Source organism: Neisseria sp. HMSC15G01 (assembly GCF_001808255.1).
GTDB lineage: Bacteria > Pseudomonadota > Gammaproteobacteria > Burkholderiales > Neisseriaceae > Neisseria > Neisseria subflava_A.
On record NZ_KV792697.1, the window covers coordinates 59,960 to 82,701 of the forward strand.

General features: G+C 49.7%; 21 protein-coding genes. 4 read left to right on the forward strand and 17 right to left on the reverse strand.

Annotated features, from left to right (window positions below; translation table 11 throughout):
* Positions 1-11: 11 nt before the first annotated feature.
* The 10 genes from HMPREF3139_RS09310 to HMPREF3139_RS09355 form a co-directional block, all read right to left on the reverse strand.
* On the reverse strand, positions 12-584 hold the full coding sequence (locus tag HMPREF3139_RS09310) for a ubiquinone biosynthesis accessory factor UbiJ (protein ID WP_036491154.1): 573 nt from the start codon (positions 582-584) through the stop codon (positions 12-14).
* A gap of 50 nt (positions 585-634) precedes the next feature.
* A complete protein-coding gene (locus tag HMPREF3139_RS09315) occupies positions 635-1,408 on the reverse strand; it encodes an NAD-dependent epimerase/dehydratase family protein (protein ID WP_070461726.1) in 774 nt (257 codons plus the stop codon).
* A gap of 89 nt (positions 1,409-1,497) precedes the next feature.
* Positions 1,498-2,139: a TetR/AcrR family transcriptional regulator gene (locus tag HMPREF3139_RS09320; protein ID WP_036491149.1), complete on the reverse strand. Its 642-nt coding sequence runs from the start codon at positions 2,137-2,139 to the stop codon at positions 1,498-1,500.
* Between the two features lie 18 nt (positions 2,140-2,157).
* Positions 2,158-3,198, reverse strand: coding sequence for a UDP-N-acetylmuramate dehydrogenase (murB, locus tag HMPREF3139_RS09325; RefSeq protein WP_070461728.1), 1,041 nt, complete (start codon positions 3,196-3,198; stop codon positions 2,158-2,160).
* A 46-nt stretch (positions 3,199-3,244) separates the two neighbouring features.
* Complete coding sequence (locus HMPREF3139_RS09330; RefSeq protein WP_070461730.1) at positions 3,245-4,018, reverse strand: LEM-3-like GIY-YIG domain-containing protein; 774 nt, start codon at positions 4,016-4,018, stop codon at positions 3,245-3,247.
* 63 nt (positions 4,019-4,081) lie between these two features.
* Positions 4,082-5,461: an MATE family efflux transporter gene (locus HMPREF3139_RS09335; protein WP_070461732.1), complete on the reverse strand. Its 1,380-nt coding sequence runs from the start codon at positions 5,459-5,461 to the stop codon at positions 4,082-4,084.
* Positions 5,462-5,564: 103 nt separating this feature from the next.
* A complete protein-coding gene (locus tag HMPREF3139_RS09340) occupies positions 5,565-6,002 on the reverse strand; it encodes an acyl-CoA thioesterase (RefSeq protein WP_070461734.1) in 438 nt (145 codons plus the stop codon).
* Positions 6,003-6,028: 26 nt separating this feature from the next.
* Complete coding sequence (locus HMPREF3139_RS09345) at positions 6,029-6,958, reverse strand: LpxL/LpxP family acyltransferase (RefSeq protein ID WP_070461736.1); 930 nt, start codon at positions 6,956-6,958, stop codon at positions 6,029-6,031.
* 4 nt (positions 6,959-6,962) lie between these two features.
* Positions 6,963-7,688: a glycosyltransferase family 2 protein gene (locus HMPREF3139_RS09350; protein WP_070461737.1), complete on the reverse strand. Its 726-nt coding sequence runs from the start codon at positions 7,686-7,688 to the stop codon at positions 6,963-6,965.
* Positions 7,689-7,834: 146 nt separating this feature from the next.
* On the reverse strand, positions 7,835-9,601 hold the full coding sequence (locus HMPREF3139_RS09355) for an ABC transporter ATP-binding protein/permease (RefSeq protein ID WP_070461739.1): 1,767 nt from the start codon (positions 9,599-9,601) through the stop codon (positions 7,835-7,837).
* A 232-nt stretch (positions 9,602-9,833) separates the two neighbouring features.
* On the opposite strand from HMPREF3139_RS09355, the gene HMPREF3139_RS09360 reads away from it, so the two are divergent.
* The 3 genes from HMPREF3139_RS09360 (at position 9,834) to HMPREF3139_RS09370 (ending at position 13,799) form a co-directional block, all read left to right on the forward strand.
* On the forward strand, positions 9,834-12,056 hold the full coding sequence (locus tag HMPREF3139_RS09360) for a TonB-dependent receptor (protein WP_070461740.1): 2,223 nt from the start codon (positions 9,834-9,836) through the stop codon (positions 12,054-12,056).
* A 199-nt stretch (positions 12,057-12,255) separates the two neighbouring features.
* The gene (locus tag HMPREF3139_RS09365) at positions 12,256-12,819 is read left to right on the forward strand and encodes a peptidylprolyl isomerase (RefSeq protein ID WP_070461741.1); all 564 of its coding nucleotides are present in this window, start codon (positions 12,256-12,258) and stop codon (positions 12,817-12,819) included.
* A gap of 122 nt (positions 12,820-12,941) precedes the next feature.
* Positions 12,942-13,799 carry a CAF17-like 4Fe-4S cluster assembly/insertion protein YgfZ gene (locus HMPREF3139_RS09370; protein ID WP_070461742.1) on the forward strand — a complete coding sequence of 286 codons (858 nt, stop codon included), beginning with the start codon at positions 12,942-12,944 and terminating at the stop codon, positions 13,797-13,799.
* A 289-nt stretch (positions 13,800-14,088) separates the two neighbouring features.
* On the opposite strand, the gene HMPREF3139_RS09375 is transcribed toward HMPREF3139_RS09370, so the two are convergent.
* The 3 genes from HMPREF3139_RS09375 to alaS form a co-directional block, all read right to left on the reverse strand.
* Positions 14,089-15,201, reverse strand: a complete 1,113-nt coding sequence (locus HMPREF3139_RS09375; protein ID WP_234396200.1) for a GmrSD restriction endonuclease domain-containing protein — start codon at positions 15,199-15,201, stop codon at positions 14,089-14,091.
* A gap of 14 nt (positions 15,202-15,215) precedes the next feature.
* Positions 15,216-16,208: an adenine-specific methyltransferase EcoRI family protein gene (locus HMPREF3139_RS09380; protein ID WP_070461744.1), complete on the reverse strand. Its 993-nt coding sequence runs from the start codon at positions 16,206-16,208 to the stop codon at positions 15,216-15,218.
* 199 nt (positions 16,209-16,407) lie between these two features.
* A complete protein-coding gene (alaS, locus tag HMPREF3139_RS09385; RefSeq protein WP_070461745.1) occupies positions 16,408-19,299 on the reverse strand; it encodes an alanine--tRNA ligase in 2,892 nt (963 codons plus the stop codon).
* A gap of 251 nt (positions 19,300-19,550) precedes the next feature.
* Here alaS and HMPREF3139_RS09390 point away from each other — a divergent pair, with 251 nt between their 5' ends.
* Positions 19,551-20,681 carry a polyamine ABC transporter substrate-binding protein gene (locus HMPREF3139_RS09390; protein ID WP_070461746.1) on the forward strand — a complete coding sequence of 377 codons (1,131 nt, stop codon included), beginning with the start codon at positions 19,551-19,553 and terminating at the stop codon, positions 20,679-20,681.
* Between the two features lie 166 nt (positions 20,682-20,847).
* On the opposite strand, the gene ubiE is transcribed toward HMPREF3139_RS09390, so the two are convergent.
* Genes ubiE through HMPREF3139_RS09410 form a run of 4 tightly spaced genes read right to left on the reverse strand, consistent with a single transcriptional unit; the run spans position 20,848 to position 22,667 of the window.
* A complete protein-coding gene (gene ubiE / locus HMPREF3139_RS09395; RefSeq protein WP_004519946.1) occupies positions 20,848-21,585 on the reverse strand; it encodes a bifunctional demethylmenaquinone methyltransferase/2-methoxy-6-polyprenyl-1,4-benzoquinol methylase UbiE in 738 nt (245 codons plus the stop codon).
* A gap of 29 nt (positions 21,586-21,614) precedes the next feature.
* The gene (locus HMPREF3139_RS09400) at positions 21,615-22,022 is read right to left on the reverse strand and encodes an MBL fold metallo-hydrolase (RefSeq protein ID WP_283127021.1); all 408 of its coding nucleotides are present in this window, start codon (positions 22,020-22,022) and stop codon (positions 21,615-21,617) included.
* Complete coding sequence (locus HMPREF3139_RS09405; protein WP_070461748.1) at positions 22,001-22,432, reverse strand: gamma-butyrobetaine hydroxylase family protein; 432 nt, start codon at positions 22,430-22,432, stop codon at positions 22,001-22,003. The genes HMPREF3139_RS09400 and HMPREF3139_RS09405 overlap by 22 nt, the downstream gene beginning before the upstream one ends.
* Before the next feature lies 1 nt (position 22,433).
* Positions 22,434-22,667 (reverse strand): hypothetical protein, encoded by a 234-nt coding sequence (locus HMPREF3139_RS09410; protein WP_003679719.1) that lies wholly within the window; start codon positions 22,665-22,667, stop codon positions 22,434-22,436.
* Positions 22,668-22,742 lie beyond the last annotated feature (75 nt).

Sequence of the window (22,742 nt, forward strand, 5' to 3'; positions counted from 1 at the left end):
AAATTAAGTATTTAATCTATCCAGATATCGCGCTCGAGGCGGTCGAGGCGTTCGTTTAGGCGGGCAACGTCGTCGCGCAGTTTGTCCACTTCTTCCAGCCATGCGGCAAGCGTGGCTTGGTCGATAACAGGGGATTCGGGTTCGCGTGAAAAGTCGCTGATTTGTTCGGCAATGCTTTTGCCGATTTTTTTCATGGTGCGGCCGATGTCGCCGGCGCGCGAACTAATGCTTTCTGCGGCCACATGACCGAATATCCGCGCCAAATCTTCGCTTGGATAATAGCGCAGTCCACCCAAAATAGGAAGGACGGACATGCCCAATACCAAGTCGCCTTCGAGGCTGATGTCGCCCACGCCGGGCTGGCCGCCCTGGAGGATTTTTTGGATGGCGCTGTTGTGGAATGTGATGTTGGTGTCGGCGGTGTCGTTTGCGGTTTCTAGAAAACCTTGTTCGCTGATGCGGCCGGTCAGTCTGAAACCGGTCAGGCTGATGCAGATGATGCTGCCTGCAAATTCAGACAGCTCGCGCTGTTGCTCCGGATTTTGCTGTATCAGGTGGTTGATAATGGGAAATAGGGCGGACATGGTTTACTCTAAATGCCGTCTGAAACGGATTAATGGGTTGAGTCGCAATTTTACAGGCTTAGCCCGTCTGCGCAAACGGTATTTACAATTTTGCCGTTGCTTTCATCATCAACGATGAAATCAGGAGTGGGCAGGCCGAGTTTGGCCGCTTCGGCAGTATAAAATTCGGCCCGGCTTGGGTGACGGGGTTCGACAATATTGCGGATACGTTTGCCGTCTGCTTGGCAGACCGTCTGAAAAAGGATTTGGACGGCCAAGTCTTTATGAAGGATATTGACGGGTTGGTTGCCGCCTTGAATGCGTGTTTTTTGAACCAGCTTGGTAACAGGATGACGGTCGGCAGAATAAAGTCCGCCCAGTCGCAATATGTCGATATGGGGGACGGCGCTTTCCAGCAAGGCTTGCTCAACCGCGAGGATTTGACGGGCGGATTCGGTTTGCGGATCGGGCGGCGTGGTTTCATCGCATACGCGTGCTTGGTTGCCATATACGCTGGTGCTGCCGGTAAAGATGATGTGTTGTACCTTGCATCGCTCGGCAAGCTGAATCCATTTTTTCAGAGTCTCGGCGTAATGGTTTAATGACGAAGGCGGAAGCAGGCAAAACCATGTCGGCTTGTTGATGTGGTTTTGCCACAAGGCCGAACTGTGAAAAAGATCGTTTTGATTCAAATCGATGATGTCGAGCTCAATCGGCAGATTGATGTCGTCGGAGGTCAGGTTGCGTTTGACGGCGGCTACCTGACTGCCTTGCTCATAAAATTTTTGTGCCAGCGGCAGGCCGAGATAGCCTAGGCCGAGAATGGAAATATCGGGAAGGTGCATAAATAAAGCATCCGAAAATTAACAGGCCGTCTGAAAATAGCTTTAACTTAGTTAAAGCCACGTTTTCAGACGGCCTTTGTATGGAAAAATTAATGGTTGCTGCCGATTTTTTGGTCGAATTCGGCACGGTGTTCCGGCAGGAGGTAAGGGCGCAACAGGCTGAGTGTGCGGCTGATGCCCCGTACTTTGGAATCTTCGGTCAACTTGGCGCGGCCGCGCAGGGAGCTGTCGAAGTCGAACCAGTATTTCGTCACCATCCACATATTGACGGCAAGGTCGTTCATGGCGGTTTGGTCTGCGCTGATGATGTTCAGGCCGTTGAGCTGGGTCAGCAGGTTGACCAACAGCGGGGACACTTTGGCTTGGGTAAAGGTATTGTGTTCGCCCAATAATTCGGCACTGCGGGCAAGCAGGGTGTTCACATCGCTGAAAAGGAAACGGTATTCCCACATCACATCATAAATACCGGCCATGTAGTTGATGGAGTCTTCCACATTAGACGGCAACACAGCTTCGTTAAGATAGGCAAGCAGGGCCTCGCTGTAACGTTTGAACAATTGGACGATGATTTCGTCTTTGTTGCGGAAATGGTAGTAGAGGTTGCCCGGGCTGATGCCCAAATGGGCGGCAATGTGATTGGTGCTGATATTGCGCTCGCCTTCTTCGTTGAACAAGGCGAGGCTGGCATTGATGATTCGTGTGTAAGTGTTGACTTTAGCAATGCGCGGCATGGGATACACTCCTTTGTTTTATAGGCTGTATGAAGTCGGCAGCCAGTTGGGTTCTGCGTGTAATTCTACCTGAAATTGAGTAAATACTGTATTACAAACATATTGTGCCAGCTGGTGGACATCTTGCGCGGATGCGTTGTTTTTATTCACCAAAACCAAAGCCTGCCTGTCATGCACGGCCGCACCGCCGATCTGATGGCCTTTCAGACGGCATTGGTCAATCAGCCAGCCGGCCGCGAGTTTGACCGAACCGTCAGGCTGCGGATAGCGTGGCATATTTGGGTATTGCTGCAACAAATCGGCCACTTTTTCAGCGCTGACAACTGGGTTTTTAAAGAAACTTCCGACATTGCCAAGTACGTTAGGATTAGGCAGTTTACTGTTGCGGATTGCACACACTGCATCGGAAACATCTTTGGCGGTTGCTTCCCGGCCTTGGCTCAGTTCGGCAACCGCTGCCGCCAAATCGCCATAGCCCAAGTTCGGCACAAAATGCTCTTTCAACGCAAATACAACCGAAACAATCACATAACGGCCTTTGCCTTCCTGTTTGAACAGGCTTTCACGATAAGCAAAATCGCAATCGGCATTGGAAAGCTCGACAAAAGTTTCCGTATTCAAATCAAAGCAGCGGACGCTATGGATAACATCTTTGACTTCAACGCCGTATGCGCCGATGTTTTGCACGGGAGACGCGCCGACCGTACCCGGAATCAGGCTGAGGTTTTCCAGCCCGCTCAAACCCAGTCCAACCGTATGCAAAACAAAATCATGCCAAATTTCCCCGGCCTGCGCTTCGATATAAACCAGGCCGTCTGAACGCTCAATTTCGCGTATTCCCTTGTTTTCCATATGCACAACCAGACCGGCGTAGTCTTCCATCAAAAGGATATTGCTGCCGCCGCCGAGCCATAAAACAGTATCTCGGTTGAACTCGGGCAGCCGGACGATGTCGCGCAACTCGTCGGCGTGTTCGAGTGCGATAAAGGCTTGAGCTTGGGCTTTCAGGCCGAAAGTGTTGTAAGGGGTAAGGTCGGTTTGGTATTGGATGGGTTGCATGATGATTTGTGATTTTGTGGATTCAGGTCGTCTGAAAACTTACTATTTAACAATTACGATAGGTAATGGGGTTTTGGGGCGCTTTATAATTTTCTTGGGAAGAATAGGTCAGCTTATTCACGATTTCTTCATAAATGTCGGAGCCTTCTGGTAACGACTTGCCTTCAAACATCCAACGGCCTTGAATAATATCGTCGGCAGAAATCCATCTTTCGATTTCATACACTGCCAATGTCCAGCCGCGATAGACTGCAACTGCATATTTTGCTTTTTCACGTCGGCTTCCGATTTTCCAATATTTCCGTGTGCGTTCGTAAATTTCCTTATCCCTATTGGCTTCAGGAATATTCCCAGATCTAATGCCTTTTTTTAGTTTCTCATATTCGTTATTAATCGTAATTAAAACAATGGGTTTATCAGTTTTTAATTCTTGAGCATCATACTTTCGTTTTAATTCCGACAAACTCATTAATCCTACTTCTGAAGAATGCGCACCCCCTTGAATATTAGTCAGCGGCTGCTGGCTCGGCTTGACTAGGGAGAGTAGGTCTATTGCCATTGCTTCATATTCAAAAGCCTGTTTGTCTGTTTGGATGTTGTGCCGCAGAATGTAATACACGGGCTGGTTTCCGCTTTTATGTATTTCCCTAATCAAAGCAATTTTATCACTTGGCTTTTCTGTTTCTTGTAATGAACCTAGGGCATGATGGAAAACGCGATTGCCCACGCCTTTACCTACATAGAAAATATTGCCGTCTCTAGGGTCAATCAAGCAATAAACATAGTAAGCAAGTTTTTCTATAATGGAAGTTGAAAACATTTTTTTCCTTAAGAGTGAATAAGCCGTAAATGAAATATCAATGGAGGCCGTCTGAAAGAAATTTCAGACGGCCTTATGCGATTTGACCCTCTCTTTACTGCAAAGCTCCAGGCACCATACCAATGCAATGGCGGCAATCGTCAGCGAAACGGTCAGCGCGGTCCAGAAGCCGTAAATGCCCATATCGGCATGATAGGCAAGCAGGTAGCCGGGCAACAGGCCGCAACCCCAGAAAGCCACGGCATGGATGAACATCGGCATTTTGGTCACTTTATAGCCGCGCAGCGCATATGAAGCGATACATTGGGTGGCGTCTGCCAGTTGGAATAGGGAGGCGAAAAATAAAACGGTCGCGGCAATGCCTAATACTGCCGCATCGTTGGTGTACATACTGGCCAACTGAAAGCGAAAGATGACCAAGAGCAGCGCGGTGCAGGTGGCAAGCACCCAGCCCGACACCAGCGAAACGCCTGAAATATAACGCGCCCGCAAAAAATCGCGCCGTCCGAGCGAAAAGCCAACGCGTACCGTGCTTGCCGAGCCGACGCTTTGCGGAACCATATACAAGATGCCCGACAGGCTGATGACGACTTGTTGCGCGGCGACATAATCCTCGCCGAATGGCGCCACCAAAAAGACGATAAACGAAAACGCGCTGGCTTCTAGAAAATAAGACAAGCCGATAGGTGCGCCGATTTTCCAAATCTGTTTGAAAGCCGCCAAATCGGGTTTGCCGATTTTTGCCGTCAAGCCAAACGGACGGAAGAATTTTTCTTTGGCAATATAAAGCCACAAAGCCAATGCGCTGAACCAAAATACCGCCGCCGTTGCCACGCCGCAACCTGCGCCGCCCAAAGCAGGCATACCGAATTTGCCGTAAACGAACACATAGTTCAGCGGCACATTCAACACAAATGCCGCAAAGCTGACCAACATAATCACGCGCGGACGGTTCAAGCTTGAGGCATAGGCGTGCAGGGCACGGTGTATCATGGCGGCCGGCATTGCCAAGCTGGTAAAGAACATATATTGCGCCATCGTGTCTTCGACATAATCGTTCAATGTCAGCCAATGACGGAAAGGCATAATCATCGCCCACATTAGCAGCATGCCGAATACGCCCAAACACAAGCCAAACCAAATGCCCTGCATTCCTGTTTTGCCGACTTCTTCGGTTTTGCCTGCGCCGTACAGCTGGGCAATCATCGGGTTCAATGCCGCCATCACGCCCATAAAGGTAATGTAAATCGTGGAAAACGCGCTGCTGCCCAAAGCCACCGCGGCCAAATCTTCCTTACCTGCGCCACCGGCCATCACCGTATCGACAAAACCAATACCCACTTGCGCCACTTGCGCCAACAGCATAGGCAGGGCGAGGGCGGTAAGCAGGCGAGTTTCTTTTAAGAAAACAGGAAAGGCAAAGCGGTTGAGGTTCAGTAGCATAGTGTGTGTGGATTGAGGAAAAAGGCCGTCTGAAAACGGAAATTTAAAATTATAAAGGGTAATGTTTGTACGCAGACAAAGATTGGTTTAATCGTTAAAATTTTCAGACGGCCTTAAATGTCGGATGTCTTTTGACGGCTTCCAACCAGCTGTCCGGCGTTTGAAACTGCATCAGGCCGTCTGAAAGCGAAACCGTGGCTTGGGTCGTCGAAGCGCGGGTCAGCTTTTCATTGGTTTCGGCATCGTAAATGGTGTAATCGATACGCAGGCAGCTTTCGATCTCGACAATGTCCATATCAACGCGGATTTTTTGGCCGAAACGGGCAGGGCGGATGTATTTGAGGTTCATCTGCACAATCGGCCAGCTGTACCCTTGCCGTCCCATTTCGTTGTAGTCATAACCGATGGAAGACAGAAAAGCGCAACGTGCGGTTTCAAGGTATTTGACATAGTTTCCGTGCCACACGATGTGCATGGCATCTACATCAAAAAAAGGAACTTCGGTTTCAAAGCTGTGTTGGCAGTAGATGTGTTTTTTCATGGTTTAAAAGAGAGAGTGTGATGGTTTCAGACGGCGTCTTCGCCCCAAAAATCATAAAAATTGAACCATTGTAACGGATTTTGCGCACATTCTTGCGCCAAAATGTCGGCAAAACCCTGCATCGCATCTTTGACGGCGGCTTCGCGGTTGCCGCGTTTCCAGCTGGAAGTATCGGTAAAGCGGCGCAGTTTCAAATGATGGCGGCCGTTTTGTTTGACGCAAAACAGCGTGTTTACTTGCGTTTTTAAAAGCGAAGCCAATAGCCATGCGCCTTGCGGCATAGGGGCGGTGTGGCCTAAGAAATTAATGTCGGCGGTTTTCTCGCCGCGGACAGGTACTCGGTCAGCTGCGATGGCAATCCATTCGCCGTCTTCGATACGGCGGTTTAATTCCATCATCAGGGTGGTATCCAAATCGGTTACCTGAATCAGGCGGATATGTTCTGCGCCGGCTTTTTGCAATGCCTCGTTAAATGCCTGCGCGTGTTTGCTGTGTACCAATACATTGAGTCTGAAATCTTTGTGGTGCGACACCAGCGCACGGCAAACTTCGGTATTGCCCAAGTGTGAGCAGGCAAAAATCTGGCCGCGTTCGTTACGTTTGACTTGCGAATAGATGTCGTCCGGATCTTCAATCACCAAATCTTCATAACGGATTTTGCGTTGCCACACGGCAAAACGGTCGCAAACTGCTTCGCCAAATGCGACGAATTGTTTGAATACGCTGTGTTTCGGCAGGACGATATGGGGAAAGGCCGTCTGAAGACGGGTTTGATAGCGTAAGACATGTCGGCGCGGTTTGGGCGCAGTTGCATAAAAATACAGCACCACAAACCAAATGCACGGCTTCATCAAAAAGGCTGGCAGATGACGCACCATCAGCGTGGTCAGGGCGAGAAACAGGCGGTTGCCGCGTTCGGGCTGCGCCGCCCAATGGGTTTGTTTATTGTCGGTCATGGTTTCAGACGGCCTTTCCGAAAACTTTGCCCAATCGGTGTTTTAACATACCGAAAAACAGCCGTGTGTGCATTTTGCTGATGCGGACATTGTCGGCAAAGGCATCGAAGTGGGACACGCCGTCGGCGGCGTATTGGACGGGCGTTTTAATCCAAACCGGTTTGACGTCGTGCCAGTACAGGCGGATAAGGATTTCCGTGTCGAAGTCCATACGGTCGCCTACGGTTTCTTCGCGGACGACGGATAGCGCGGGTGCAAGCGGATAAAGGCGGAAGCCGCACATGCCGTCTTTGATGTCGCATGACCAAGTGTGCAGCATATTCCAGAAATCGGTAATTTTGCGTCCGTAAAGCCGTGCTTTGGGCGCGTCGTCGCCGTATTGCGGCCAACCGCAAACAACGGCTTCGGGATTTTGTTCCGCAGCGGCAAGGAGTTTGGGTGTGTCGTTTAAGCAGTGTTGGCCGTCTGCATCAACCTGCAAGACGTGGGTATAACCATGCTCTTCGGCGTATTCCAAGCCGGTTTTGACTGCTGCGCCTTTGCCGCCGTTAATGGGGCGGTAAAGGACATCGATGCCGTCTGAAACCAAAGCCTGCAATACAGGTTTGCATTCTTCGCGTGAACCGTCGTCCACAATTAAAACGCTTAAACCAAAGCTGCGCATGGTTTCGGCAACGTGGCTGATGGTGGTCGGGTGGTTGTAATGTGGAATGAGGGCCAGGGTTTTCATCAATATTCTTTAGGCGACGTTAACACAATGCAGAGTATAACAAATAAACATGCCATAGCGTTTGAAAAGGCCGTCTGAAACGGCGCTGACAAAATCATTTGATTTCGTTTTTCACTGTTTCAGACGGCCTTTTATATGCCATTAATTCAGCATTGTACATGACCGACATCGAGGCATAAATCATGGAATTCGTTGAGCGTGCTGCGGTGTCCGATGCTGATGATGATGCTGTCGGGTAGTTTTTGCTTTAAGGCACGGTAGAGCATGGCTTCGGTCGGTTCGTCCAAGGCGGCGGTGGCTTCGTCGAGCAGGATGACTTTGGGCTGCGAGAGCAGGGCGCGGACGAAGGCGACGCGTTGTAGTTCACCCGGGGAGAGTTTGTGTTGCCAGTCATCAGATTTGTCTAATTTATCAACCAGATAACCTAATCGGCAGGTGTTCATGGCTTCGATCAGTTCCGGATGTTGTTTGTCGATGTCGGGGTAACAAATCGCATCGCGCAGGCTGCCTTGTGCCGTGTATGGGCGTTGCGGCAGGAAGAGGATGTCTTGATGCGGCGGATGGCTGACTTTACCGCTGCTGCCGAAAGGCCAAAGCCCTGCCAGCGCGCGCAGCAACGAAGTTTTGCCGCAACCGCTCGGGCCGCGTATCAGTAGGGAATTGCCGCTTTTGAGGTTGATGTTGATGCCGTCTAATAAAACTTCGCCGTTGTGGCGGTATAGGGCAACGTTTTCCAAGATCAGGCCGTCTGAAACTTCGGTAAGGTCGGGTTGTCGTGCGGTGTGTTTTTCTTCCGTACTCAGCAAAAAGCCGTACAGACGTTCCAGTCGGGCGCGGTAGGCGGTGAATTTGTTGTAGAACATTCGAAAGAAAGACAGCGCGTTTTGCAGTCGTGCGAAGGCTTGGACGGTCTGCTGGATGTCGCCGATTTTGATTTGTCCGGCAAACAGGCGCGGGGCTTGTAAAATAATGGGGAAGAGTTTGATGCCGTTGGTGAACATATCGTTAAAGCCGCTCAGGCAGACGCTTTGTCGCGCAATGCGCCAACGGTTGCGGATAATGGCTTTAAAACGGTCGGAAAGCTGGTCGTGTTCGTGTTTTTCGCCGCTGTAAAACGCCACGCTTTCGGCGTGGTCGCGCACGCGGATGAGGGAATAACGGTAGTCGCCGTTGAGCTTTTCGTTTTCATAGTTGTAACGAATCAAAGGGTTGCCTATCCACATGGCGATAAAGGTCGCCAAAATCACAAACATATAGACAAACCAAACGATGCCGTGCGGAATGTCGAAGCCGAACACGTTCAGGATGCCCGCCAAGCCCCACAAAACAACGGCAAATTCCAGCGAGGTAACGACCGAATTGACCATGCCGCGCACAAATTCTATGGTCGAGGCGATGAAATCCTGCGCATCTTGTTGGATACGCTGGTCGATATTGTCCGGCGCATGACGGCGCATTTGCAGGAGGTAGTAGTTTTTGTCGGCAAGCCAGCGCGAAGTCAAAACTTCATTGAGCCGCTCCGACCATTTAATCGACAAACCTTGATCGAGAAAGTCGTTGACGACGTTGTTAAACGCCCGTATCAACACCACGCCTGCATTCATCGCTGCAAACATCCAAAACGCGGAGGCATTCAAATCTTGCATCGAGTCGTAAAGCCCTTTGGACATAAAGGTACTCAACACATTCAGCCGTACTTCGGTTAACAGCAGCGTAATCATCGCCGTAATCAGCAGCAAAACTTTGACGGTACTTTTCGGCGTCAAACACAGCCGCAGGATATAGCTAAACTCGCGCCCGAAGCGTGTGTTGCGTGCAAAAAACAGAATGACCGCTGAGGCTGCAGCGACCATCAATAAGGTCTGCAACAGCCAAGACGGCGTGGAATAAAGCTCGATTTGCCATTTTTGCATGGGGTGTTCTCTGAAAGGATGTAAAGGCCGTCTGAAAGGACGGCAAATTTATTTGACTATGGTAACTGTAATAATAGTTTTCTGAACTGTTGTATTTTTTGTATTTACAAACGGTTCTTATTTGTTTTTGTGGAAAGCAGAAATCTTATCAAATATAATCGCAAAACCAAATTACTTTGTAATTTTTTACTCGATATAAGAATTATTAATATTTCAAACCAGAAGGTATTTTATGAACAGCAAATTAGCCCTGATGCCGCTTTTGATTATGAGCGCATTTTCTTATGCCGCCGATGAAGCGACACCCGAAGCCCCTGTGCAACAGCAGTTGCAGGAAGTCAATGTCCGCGCCGACGCCAAACGCGTCAAAGCCGCCCGTTCTTACTCCATCGCCAGCGACGGCGACTTGCGCGACCGCGTGAACTTGGGCGTATTGGGCAAAGCCAACGCCTTTACCGCGCCGATTACCGTCGTCAACTACGACGAACAAGCCCTCAACAATACTGAAGCGCGTACTTTGGTGGATGCCGTAGCGAAAAAAGACGCTTCCGTTTGGCAGTTCGGCGGCGAAAGCAACACATTGACCGGCCTGTATTTCCGCGGTTATCAGCTTGATGCGCGCCAATTCAGCGTCAACGGTTTGGCAGGCATGTACGGCACGCAAGGTACGGCCAGCGTGCAAGTCGGTTCTGCGCAACTGATTAAAGGCGCGTCCACTGCCGTAAACGGCATGGACCCTGAAGGCGCGGTATCCGGTTCCGTCAATATCGAAACTAAAAAAGCCGCTGACGAAGGTAACCGCAAAATCGGTTTGGGCTGGTTCAGCAACAACCGCGCCCAAGGTACGTTCGACTTGGGCCAACGCTTCGGCGAAAACAAAGAATTCGGCGTGCGCGCCAACGGCAAACTGCGCCACGGCGACACCCCGCGCGACGGTTACAGCGAGGACAACAAAGAATTTGCTTTGAATACCGACTACCGCGGCGAAAAACTGCGCGTGGCGTTCGATTCCATCTACGCAAAACGCAAAACCAACGGCGGCCGCGCGCGTATGCAGGACATTCAAAACGCCAACGGCCGCTTGTTTGACGCACCTGAAGGCAAAGTGAATTTGGCGCCGAGCTGGCAGGCTCAAAACACGCGCGGTCAGACCAATATGCTGACTTTTGAATGGGATGCGTTTGAAAATGCCCAAATTACAGGCGGTATTGGTTATAACAATGCGCGCTATTATGGCAATTTCGCCTCTCCTACCGTTACAAGCAGCGGTTTGACCTACAATTCAGGTCGCGCGCGTTTGACCGACCAGCGTTTTAAAACGCTCAGTATGAATCTGACTGCACGCGGCGAATTTGAAACCGGTCCGGTAAGCCACAACTGGAGTACCGCATTTGACCGCATCGACCGCAAACGCACTACTTATCAAGGCGCACGTCAAACAAGAAGCAGCGTTATCGATCCGAGCATCGACATTCCTACTCAATTGGCAAAATTGGATTCCAACTTAGGCAGCGCGTGGAACCCAACCCCTTCATTGGATACCGTGATCAAAGTAAACAGTTTGGCGGTATCTGACACGCTTGGTTTTGCCGACAACAAATACCGCCTCACTTTAGGCGGGCGTTTCCAAGCCGTCGAGCAGAAAAACAAATTAAACGGCCGCAAAGCAGATGCGAGCCGTTTCAGCCCGATGTTGATGGCAGCATGGGTTCCGCAGCCCGATTTGGTGGTTTACGGAAACTATATGGAAGATTTGGAGCCGTCCGACATTCGTACTGATGACGACGGTCATGTAACGATGGCAGATCCGCGCGTCAGCCGCCAATTTGAAGTCGGCGTACGCAAAAACTGGGGCGACTTTGTCACCACTTTAAACGCGTTCCAAATCAAACGCCCGGGCTACTGGCGCGGCAACACGACTTCAGGAACTGATTTCGCAGCGCGCAAAAATGCAGGCTTGGCTTATAGCGGTTCGGAGCAAGGCATAGAACGCAGCCGCGGTATCGAGTTCAATACCTATGCCAACTTGTTGAACAAAACCCTGCGTCCGACTTTCGGTCTGATGTATCTGCAATCAACCGTAAAAGATTATCCGAATTTCGCCGACAATTTAGTTAACGGCGTACAAGTCGCCAACCCGCGCGTGATTGCCAAAGCAGGCGTGGAATGGGACACCCCGTTTGCCAAAGGCTTGACCCTGAACGGCAACGTTTCGTACTTCGGCAAGTCTTACCAAGACACGCAAAAACAATACGCCTTCCCGTCCTACACTTTGGTTGACATAGGCGCGCGCTACAAAACCAAGCTCGGCAAAAATACGTTGACCGTCAGCAGCTCGGTAGAAAACCTGTTCAACAAAAACTACTGGCAGGTACAGCGCGGCCAATACGACCGCAGCTTCGCCGTTGTCGGCATGCCGCGTACTTATTGGCTAAAAGCGGAATTGGATTTCTAATCTGATTTCGGTTTGACCGTAATAGCAGGCCGTCTGAAAGGGAATGATAAAGAGCAAGAATTTGGTTTTTATCCCTTTTCAGACGGCCTGATTTGATTGCCTTATGTTTTTTGCTTGAAAAATCTTACATGTTTTTTATGGATTTCACGCGAAACAAGGTTAATATTCCATTTTCACAATACATCATTCGAGAAGACATATGAAAAAATCCATCAAACTGACCCTGTGCGCCCTTGCACTCTCACTTTCCGTACAAGCACAAGCAGTTACCCATGCAGTGATTGAAACCAATATGGGCAACATCCAACTGGAGCTGGATGAAGTCAAAGCGCCGAAAACTGTGGCAAACTTTGTCAATTATGCCAAAAAAGGTTTTTACGACAACACGATTTTCCACCGCGTTATCGACAATTTTATGATTCAAGGCGGCGGATTTACCGAGAAAATGGTTCAAAAATCCACCGATAAAGCCATCAACAACGAAGCAGACAACGGCCTGAAAAATAACGTCGGCACCATCGCCATGGCGCGCACCGGCGATCCGAATTCCGCAACCAGCCAGTTCTTTATCAATACGGCCGACAACGACTTTTTGAATTTCAAAAGCAAAACCCCTCAAGGCTACGGCTATGCCGTTTTCGGTAAAGTTACTTCCGGCATGGACGTTGTCCGTAAAATCAGCAAAGTGAAAACAGCGGCACGCGGCTATCATCAAGACGTTCCAACCGAAGCCGTGATTATCCGCAAAGTCAGCATCAAATAATTTTGATTGTTTGAATCCAAACAACAGGCCGTCTGAAACATTCAGACGGCCTGAATTTATTTATTTGATAATAAGCGGCAATTTGGGCGATAATTCAGCATCTACAATTTAAGGAGTCGATTATGCAAACCCGCCTGCCTTTTTTCGGCGTTGTCCGTGTCAGCGGCGAAGACAGAGCTTCATTTCTTCATGGTCAATTATCCAACGATATTAATAATTTAGCTATCGGTCAGGCATGTTATGCCACATACAATACGCCTAAAGGCCGTGTATTGGCGAATATGCTGGTCGTCAATCGCGGAGAAGATTTACTGTTGGTCATGGCTCAAGATTTGACCGAAGCCATCGTCAAACGCCTGAGAATGTTTGTCTTGCGTGCAAAAGTCGTCTTCGAGCTGATGCCCGATTTGGCAGTAAGCGGCGAGTTAGCAGACAATGCAGAACCTCATCCTGCTGCCGAACCGCAACTGTCTTTCCCAGCCCAAATTCAAGCAAACGCCGTAGAAATTGCCTTGCCGCACACAGGCCGTCTGAAAATTTCAGCAGCCGAAAACGCAGCCGAATATCAATCAGAAGCCGAAAACGCATGGAACCTGCACGAAATACGCAGCGGCTATCCGTGGATTTGCGCCGCAACCAAAGAAGCGGCCGTTGCCCAAATGCTCAACCAACACATCATCGGCGCCGTCCATTTCCGTAAAGGCTGCTACCCCGGCCAAGAAATCATCGCCCGCGCCCAATATCGAGGCCAAGTCAAACGCGGTCTGGCCGTATTAAGCGGCGATTCTTTGGAAGCTGCCGGTATTACCGTCAAAGTTGGCGAAGAAGAGGCAGGCGTTATTCTTAATACTGCACTCACAGAGCAAGGCAGCCTCAGCCTCGCCGTTATCAAGTTTTCCGCAGCAGAAGCAGCATTGACCGATGCAGACGGTAATGCTTTGAAACAGGAAAAACTGTTTTTTACGGTAGAGAAAGATTGATTGTCAGATGATTGAATAAAAAGCTTAAATATTAGCTTGAAATGAAAACAGAAAGGCCGTCTGAAATTCAGACGGCCTTTGATATTGAGTTTTGTTGGTACATGACCCAAGCTGCGTTTGCTGCTGACTGGATTACGGCATGGTTTGGAATCATTCGGTAGCAACAAAAACCGCGTGCGTGCGTACCGCACACACCCTACACCTTAATCTTAAGGTTTGCGTCGCCCGCAGTGGTAGGGTGTGTGGCGTAGCCACGCACGCGGTTGGCAGGGGTGCGGGCTACGGCTTGCTATTTGTTAGATTTCCTTCGATTGCAGTCCCGGCACAACATCTGGCAGTTCTCTTCAACCGTTTTCCCACCTTCACACCACGGTGTAATGTGATCGCCTTCCATTTCCGACAATTCAAATTTCTGTTCACAGTGTGGGCAAATGCCTTCTTGTCTTTCGTAAACCTTCTGTTTGATGCTGTCTGAAAAGGCACGGATGTTTAGATACTTTTCATCGTGCGTTAGGACATATTGGTAAATCCCTTTTTTGTTTTCCACGTCGTCGTCGGCAATCAGTTTGGCAATCTCCGCTTCTAATACATCTTTATCCAAATCGGTATCTTTGAAACGGTTATATAGGAATCCCCAAGGCTGCCCTTTCATCAGTTTGATGCGTTTATTGGAAAATTTTAGGTTTACCCATTCAATCACATTTTTGAAATACAGCCATAAATCATCAGCATTCTTATCATGTTGGTGAACCGCCATATATTTGCAGACTGCTTCGTCTCCGTCTTGGTTGGCAATCCACCCGATAGCGGTTTCCAAATAGTCTTGGCGGATGGCTGTACCGTTCAAATAGTCTTTTCCGATTTGGTAGGCGGCACAGTTGGTTTTGCTGAAATGACGTTTGGCATCCGTTACCCAGTTGCCCGAATACACGGCGTTGCGTAATTCTTGGTCGGTCAGTTTCTCACCCGCAATATTGATGGTTTTGAACCAGTCCAGCTTTTCGCTGTCCGTCCCTTCGCACTGGTAAACGGTCAGTTCGTAATTTAAAATCTTCTCCTGTTCGTCTGCCTGCAAATTATGGAAGTAGCGCATCATATAGGCAAAATCGCCGTTCACATATTGGCAGATGGAAACAGTGCGCTGTTGCCCGTCCACGATTTCAAACGTGCCGTCATTGCGCACCGCCCAATACATCACATTAAGTGGAAATCCTTTCAATACGGTATCAATTACGGCATCGCGCTGTTTGTCTTTATAGACAAACTCGCGCTGATAGGGCGGGCGAACGTCCAGTTTTCCTCCATAAGCGCGCACGCCGTCTTCGTTGTTGTCGGTGTAGCCCGCCGCTTTTTTGGTTTCGCTGTCGTAGCCCGTCAGTTCGCGGATAGTGAGAGTGGTCATTTGGATTTTCATGATTATTTTCTCCTAATCATTATGCGTTTATACATCCCTTTCCCTTTTACAACAGGGGCATCATACCGGTCATGAACCTTCTTGATATATTCCAACAATCCGTCGCCCCCTCTATCGCTAGTTCCAATTATTTCAAACTGCTCGGGATTGTATTTATCCAAAAACGTAATCGGCACACCCATTACGCCATCGTAATCGCAGGGAATATCGGCAACTTTGGATACTTCGATGGCATCGTAGTTGTCGTATTGCGGATAATCGGCGGGGTTGTAGGTTCGGTACAGAATCAGTTCTTCATGGCGTTTGGCTATATCCAAGTTGGTAAACCAACAGATATTTCCCATACTTCGCCATTTTTGTCCCGTTTCATCCTGCCAATAGCGTGTTGCTTTTGGCTTATAATAATCAGGTACTTGGAATGCCATATCACCATTATGGTTGCCAAGCCATATTTTATTTTCTTTTAGCAAGGGAAAAATCTCTTTATAGGTAATGGCATTCTGATTGCCGATAATGATGAATTTCTTGCTATATTCAACCAACTGCGCCACATATTCCCGAAATAGCGAAAACGGTGGATTGGTTACGACGATATCAGCCTGTTTTAACAGTTCGATACATTCCTCACTGCGGAAGTCGCCATCGCCTTTCAGCGGTTTGACTGCTATTTCTTCGGGGGTGGGAATGCCGTTGCCGTCTTTGTCCCCTGTATATTCCAGCCAAACCGCCTGTTCGCTGTCGTTTTGGCTGAACAGGTCGCTGTTTTGGTTTTTGTAGCAGGTGGCAATCAGCTTTTTCAGGCCGAGATGCTCGAAATTGTAAGAAAAATAATGGAAGAAATTGCTGACGCGCGGGTCGTCGCAGTTGCAATAAACAGTTTTGTTTTTGAAATGGTGTTTGTAGTGCCGCAGCTCTTTTTCGATGTCGGAAAGCTGGGTGTAGAACTCATCGTTTTTGGCTTTGTTTGCCGCGTGAAGGGATTTGTTGCCTGCCATATCAAACCCCTTTAAGAGTACAAGAAAGGTTTGATATTGTATTGATTTTTAAGTTATAATTGCTGTGCTGTGCTGTGCTGTGCTGTGCTGTGCTGCGCTGCTATATCTGTGTCTGCTGTTCATATGATGTTTCCTTGTCTTAATTTATTCAAACAGGCTGCCTGAAAACCCACTTTCAGGCAGCCTGAACTTTCCTACATTACAGCTTCTCTTTAACCCAACCTTCCACGCTTACCAGCATTTCAGGCAATTTGTCGGCATCTGTACCGCCGGCTTGCGCTAAGTCAGGACGGCCGCCGCCTTTGCCGCCGACTTGTTCGGCTGCAAATTTAACCAGATCGCCTGCTTTGACTTTGCCAGTCAACGGTTTGGATACGCCGGCGCACAGGGAGACTTTGCTATCGTTGACTGCGGCGAGCAATACGATGGCTTGTTCTGATTTGCCGGTCAAGTCAGTCACGATTTCGCGCAGGGTTGCGGCATCGGCTTCGATTTGGGCAGCAACGAGTTTGGCTGGACCTAGGTCTTTTGCGTTGTCCAAGAGTTTGGCACCTGCGTGGACGGCGAGTTCAGCTTTGGCGCGTGCCAATTCTTTTTCCAATGCTTTGGCGTGTGCTGCGCCTGCTTGGATTTTCGCCAGTACGTCTTTTTCGGTTTGGGCTTTGGTTTCGGCAATAATGTCTTTAACCAAACGCTCTTGATCTTGCGCCCATTTGAGTGCGTTCAGGCCGGTGATGGCTTCGATACGGCGCACGCCTGCGGCAATACCGCCTTCACTGATGATTTTGAAGAGGCCGATGTCGCCGGTGCGTGAAACGTGTGTACCGCCGCACAATTCGGTAGAGAAACCGCCCATTTGCAGTACGCGCACTTCGTCGCCGTATTTTTCGCCGAAGAGCATCATGGCGCCGGTTTTTTGGGCATCTTCCATGCTCATAATGGCTGCGTTGACGGCAACGTTGGCCAAAATGGCTTCGTTGACGCGGCGTTCTACTTCGGCGATTTCTTCGGCAGTTACCGCTTGAGGATGGGAAATGTCGAAACGGGTGGATTCGGCGGTAACCAAAGAGCCTTTTTGTTCAACGTGTTCGCCCAATACATCGCGCAGGGCTTTGTGCATCAAGTGGGTGGCGCTGTGGTTGCGCATATTGGCATTGCGGATTTCGTCATCCACTTTGGCGGTAACGCTGTCGCCGACTTTCAGACGGCCTGAAGTTTGTACGCCGAATTGACCGAATACGGCCGCTTTGATTTTTTGGGTATCGCGTACTTCGAAGCGGTTTTCGCCTGCGAAGATATAGCCGACGTCGCCGACTTGGCCGCCGGATTCTGCATAGAACGGGGTAAAGTCGATAACGATGGCGCCTTCGTCGCCTTCGTTCAATTCGTTGACTTGTTCGCCGTCTTTGTAGAGGGCGAGGACTTTGGATTCGGTTTGGCGTTCGCTATAACCTTTAAACTCGGTGTCCTGACCTTCGTAAGGCAGTTGGGCGTTGGCTTTGAAGCTTTGTGCGGCGCGTGCGCGTGCGCGTTGGGCTTCCATCTCACGCTCGAAGCCTGCTTCGTCCAAGTCGATGCCCAGTTCGCGCGCCATGTCGGCGGTTAGGTCGTAGGGGAAACCGTAGGTGTCGTAGAGTTTGAAGATGTGTTCGCCGCCGATAACGAGTTTGCTGTTGGCGATGTTGTCCATCAAGTAGGTGTTCAAGGCTTCGGCAAACGGTTTTTCCGCGTCGGGAATATGGGCGGTTTCCAAAGCAGCCTGCAAATCGATATACATGCCTTCGTTCAGGCTGCCTGAAACTCGAGGACGGATAACGATTTGCTTTTTGCCCGGAGTAACACGGGAAGCGGCGGTAAATTCCACACCATCTGCAGTTTTCAATGTCAGTGGTTTGCCCACACCGTCTTGCGGCAGCAGGCTTTCCAGTTTCAGGAATTTCATGCCGTTGAGCACTTGGTTGAACAAGCCCATGCCTTTTTCCAGCGTTTCGCCGAAGCGGCTTTCTTCCGCGCGCAAGGCTTCCATAATCTGTGTCTGTTTCTCTTTCAACTCAGGATACGCATCACCCATTACTTTGACTAAATCGGGCACAAGTTTGTAGAAAAACGCCTGTTTCTGACCGAGTTTGTAACCGTGGCGTACAGCGCGGCGGATAATGCGGCGCAATACGTAGCCGCGGCCTTCGTTGGAAGGCAATACGCCGTCTGCAATCAGGAAGGAGCAGGAGCGGATGTGGTCGGCGATGACTTTCAGGCTGGGTTCTTCCATGCTGAATGGCGCGCCGGTTTCGCGGGCAACGGCTTTGAGCAGGTCTTGGAACAAGTCGATTTCGTAGTTGCTGTGAACATGCTGCATGACGGCGGCCATACGCTCCAAGCCCATGCCGGTATCGACGGAAGGCTTAGGCAGCGGATTCATATTGCCTTGTTCGTCGCGGTTGAACTGCATGAATACGCAGTTCCAAATTTCGATCCAGCGGTCGCCGTCTTCTTCAGGGCTGCCCGGAATGCCGCCCCAGATTTCTTCGCCGTGGTCGTAGAAAATTTCGGAGCAAGGGCCGCAAGGGCCGGTGTCGCCCATTTGCCAGAAGTTGTCGGATGCGTATTTCGCGCCTTTGTTGTCGCCGATACGGACGATGCGCTCGGCAGGCATGCCGATTTCGTTCAACCAAATGTTGTAGGCTTCGTCGTCTTCTGCGTAAACGGTCGCCAAGAGTTTTTCTTTAGGGATATTCAACCATTCGGGAGAAGTCAGGAATTCCCAAGCGAAGTGGATCGCGTCGCGTTTGAAGTAGTCGCCGAAGGAGAAGTTACCCATCATTTCAAAGAAGGTGTGGTGGCGGGCGGTGTAGCCGACGTTTTCCAAGTCGTTGTGTTTGCCGCCTGCGCGTACGCATTTTTGCGCGGTAGTGGCGCGGTTGTAGGGGCGTTTGTCAAAGCCGAGGAATACGTCTTTAAATTGGTTCATGCCTGCGTTGGTAAACAGCAGGGTCGGGTCGTCGTGTGGCACGAGCGAGGAAGAGCGGACGATGGTGTGGCCTTTAGATTCGAAAAATTTCAGGAATTTTTGGCGTAGTTCGGTGGTTTTCATAATGTCTCGATAAAATTTTGTACAAAGATTTCAGACGGCCCGGACGGCGCGTTGAGATTAAAAACGAATGGGCGTTATCTTACCGCAAAACCATATTTCAAGCTATCGGCAGAAAGGTTTTAAGTTGATTGCAATCTGTCTTTCAGACGGCCTTAAGCGGGACGATATCTTTTAACAATGAAGCCTATCCGCTCGGGCTTGCCTGCTTTATAATGCCTCTCTATTTTCAACCGGATACGCAAGGAATGATAATGACCAAACATCTGCCCCTTATCGTACTGACTGCGCTGGCACTGGCCGGCTGCGGCGGCTCGGACAAAACTTCTGCCGACAAGGCGGCTCAAACCGATAATCAAAAGGTATTGAGCATTTACAACTGGTCGGAATATGTTGATCCCGAGACGGTTGCCGCGTTTGAGAAAAAACACGGTATCGCAGTAACTTACGATGTATATGACAGCGATGAAACGCTGGAGAGCAAGGTGTTGACCGGCAAGTCGGGTTACGACATCGTAGGTCCTTCCAATGCGTTTGTCGGTAGGCAGATTAAGGCAGGTGCGTATCAGAAAATCGACAAATCCCTGATTCCCAACTATAAAAACTTGAATCCTCAGTTGATGAAACTGATGGAAGGCGTTGATCCGAACCACGAATATGCCGTTCCGTTTTATTGGGGTACTAACACCTTCGCTATCAATACCGAGCGTGTGAAAAAGGCTTTGGGCACGGATCAGCTGCCGGACAATCAATGGGATTTGGTGTTTAACCCCGAATACACGTCCAAACTCAAGCAATGCGGCATCAGCTATTTGGACAGCGCAGCGGAGATTTATCCTATGGTATTGAACTATATGGGTAAAAATCCAAACAGCAGCGAAACGGCGGATATTAAGGCGGCTACAGAAGTCTTGAAGAAAAACCGTCCGTACATCAAGCGTTTTACCTCGTCCGGTTTTATCGATGATTTGGCGCGCGGCGATACTTGCGTAACGATTGGCTTCGGCGGCGATTTGAATATTGCCAAACGCCGTGCCGAAGAAGCAGGCGGCAAAGAAAAAATCCGTGTGATGATGCCGAAAGAGGGCGTGGGAATTTGGGTAGACTCGTTTGTGATTCCGAAAGATGCTAAACATGTGGCCAATGCCCATGCGTATATCAATGATTTCTTAGATCCTGAAGTTGCGGCGAAAAACGGCAATTTTGTTACTTATGCGCCATCCAGCAAACCGGCTCAGGAGCTGATGGATGAAGAGTTTAGAAACGACAATACGATTTTCCCAACCGAGGAGGATTTGAAAAACAGCTTTATCATGGTACCTATCCAGCCGGCGGCATTGAAATTTATGGTCCGTCAATGGCAAAGCGTGAAAGCAGGGACATAAGCTGATTTAAACGTATTAAGGCCGTCTGAATGGTGTAACCGAAATCCTTGATTTCGTTTTACGGCTGTTCAGACGGCCTTTGGTTTGTATTAGCTTGGCTTGGGTAAGGTTTAAAAACAAAGGGCGTGTATATCAATCACGCCCTTTGTGTTTGTTTCAGACGGTCTTAGAATTTCACGCCTTTATGCAGTGCAACGATGCCTGCGCTCATGTTGTGGTAATCCACGCTGTCAAAGCCTGCATCCAGCATCATTTGCTTTAAGGTTTCTTGGTCGGGGTGCATACGGATAGACTCGGCGAGGTATTGGTAGCTGTCGGCATCTTTGGCAATCAGTTTGCCCATAATCGGCAATAGTTTGAAAGAGTAGAGGTCGTACACGCCTTCCAAAGGTTTGTACACTTTGGAGAATTCCAACACCAGCAGGGTGCCGCCCGGTTTCAATACTCGGTACATTTCTTTCAGCGCGGCATCTTTGTGCGTCATGTTGCGCAGGCCGAACGCGACGGAAACCAGATTGAAATAGTTGTCGGGGAATGGCAATTTTTCAGCGTCTGCCAACGATACGGGCAGAATCATGCCTTCGTTGAGCAGGCGGTCGCGGCCGACCGTCAGCATGGAGGAATTGATGTCTGTCAGCCAAACTTCGCCTTCTTTGCCCACGCGTTTTGCCCAGCCTCGGGACAAATCGCCTGTGCCGCCGGCGATGTCCAATACTTTGTCGCCTTTTTTCAGGCGGGCGGTATTGATGGTGAAATGTTTCCAAACACGGTGCAGACCGCCGGACATTACGTCATTCATAATGTCGTAGTTTTTTGCCACGGAGTGGAAGACTTCGGCAACTTTGCCTGCTTTTTCGTCTTCGTCAACGGTAGAGAAGCCGAAATGGGTTTTGTGGTCGCTCATAGTGTCTGCCTTCTTAAAATAATACGGATTCAGATATCGAATACGTCGAAATCGCCAACCACTTTCGACGCGGGAAATATAGTTTGTGCCTGCCGCTCCAGCATCAGGCGTTGTTCTTCTTCGGTATAACGTGCGCTGATGTGGATCAGGTAAAGTTGTTTCACATTGGCTTGCAAGGCCAGCTTGGCGGCATCGGATACGGTCGAATGGAATACTCGTTCCGCTGTCTCTTCATTGCCTGTCGCAAAGGTTGCTTTATGCACCAAAACGTCTGCGTTTTGTGCGGCGCGTACTGCTTGCGGACGGGCTTGGGTATCGCCGAAAATGGCCACTACCCGTCCTTTTTTGGGCGGGGAGAGGAATGCTTTGCCGTCAATGATTCTGCCATCGTTGAATGTTACGGTCTCGCCTTTTTTCAGACGACCTTTCCGCCGCAACCACCACTACCGCAGGAATGCGTGTGTTTGGGTTTTAAGTCTTCGGCACTTGGTGTTCTGGACGCGCCGGCTTTTTCGAGGCGGTCGAGATAGTCTTGCCAGAGCGCGTCTTGATTGTGCGCCAGTCGGTAGAGATAGTCCCAATCGTAAAGGCCGCTGTCGTGGCCGTCTGAAAAAGTAATTTTCAATGCGTATTGGCCGACGGGGTCTAAATCGGTAATGCTGACTTCGGCTTTGCCTGTTTGCAATACATCTTGACCGGCACCGTGTCCACGCACTTCCGCGCTGGGCGAGTACACGCGCAGGTATTCGGCAGGAAGGCTCTTGGCACCGTCAGCATAGACCAAAGTCAGTACGCGCCGCTCTTGCTGGAGGCGGATTTCTTGTGGAATTTTATCGGCTTGGGTCATGTCATGCTCCGTTCTTTTTACGCAAATAGGCAACACGTACAGAAAAAATACCGCCAAGTACGGCAAACAGCACGATTGCGTAGAGTGAAAACCGTATCAGGCTCACTTGGGTGTCCGCCGTCAGCCCCAAAGGCAACAACATCACGGCAACGAACAGTAAAAACGCGGCCAACATGGCGGCAATGCTGGCAAAGGCATAGCGAGTATTGGCTGCTGTTTGCGGATGTTTGGTCATATTGGATAGCTTGCCCTAGGGTAGTGAGGCGGTATTTTATCAGCTTTTTGGTGCTTCATGCCGTCTGAAAACGGC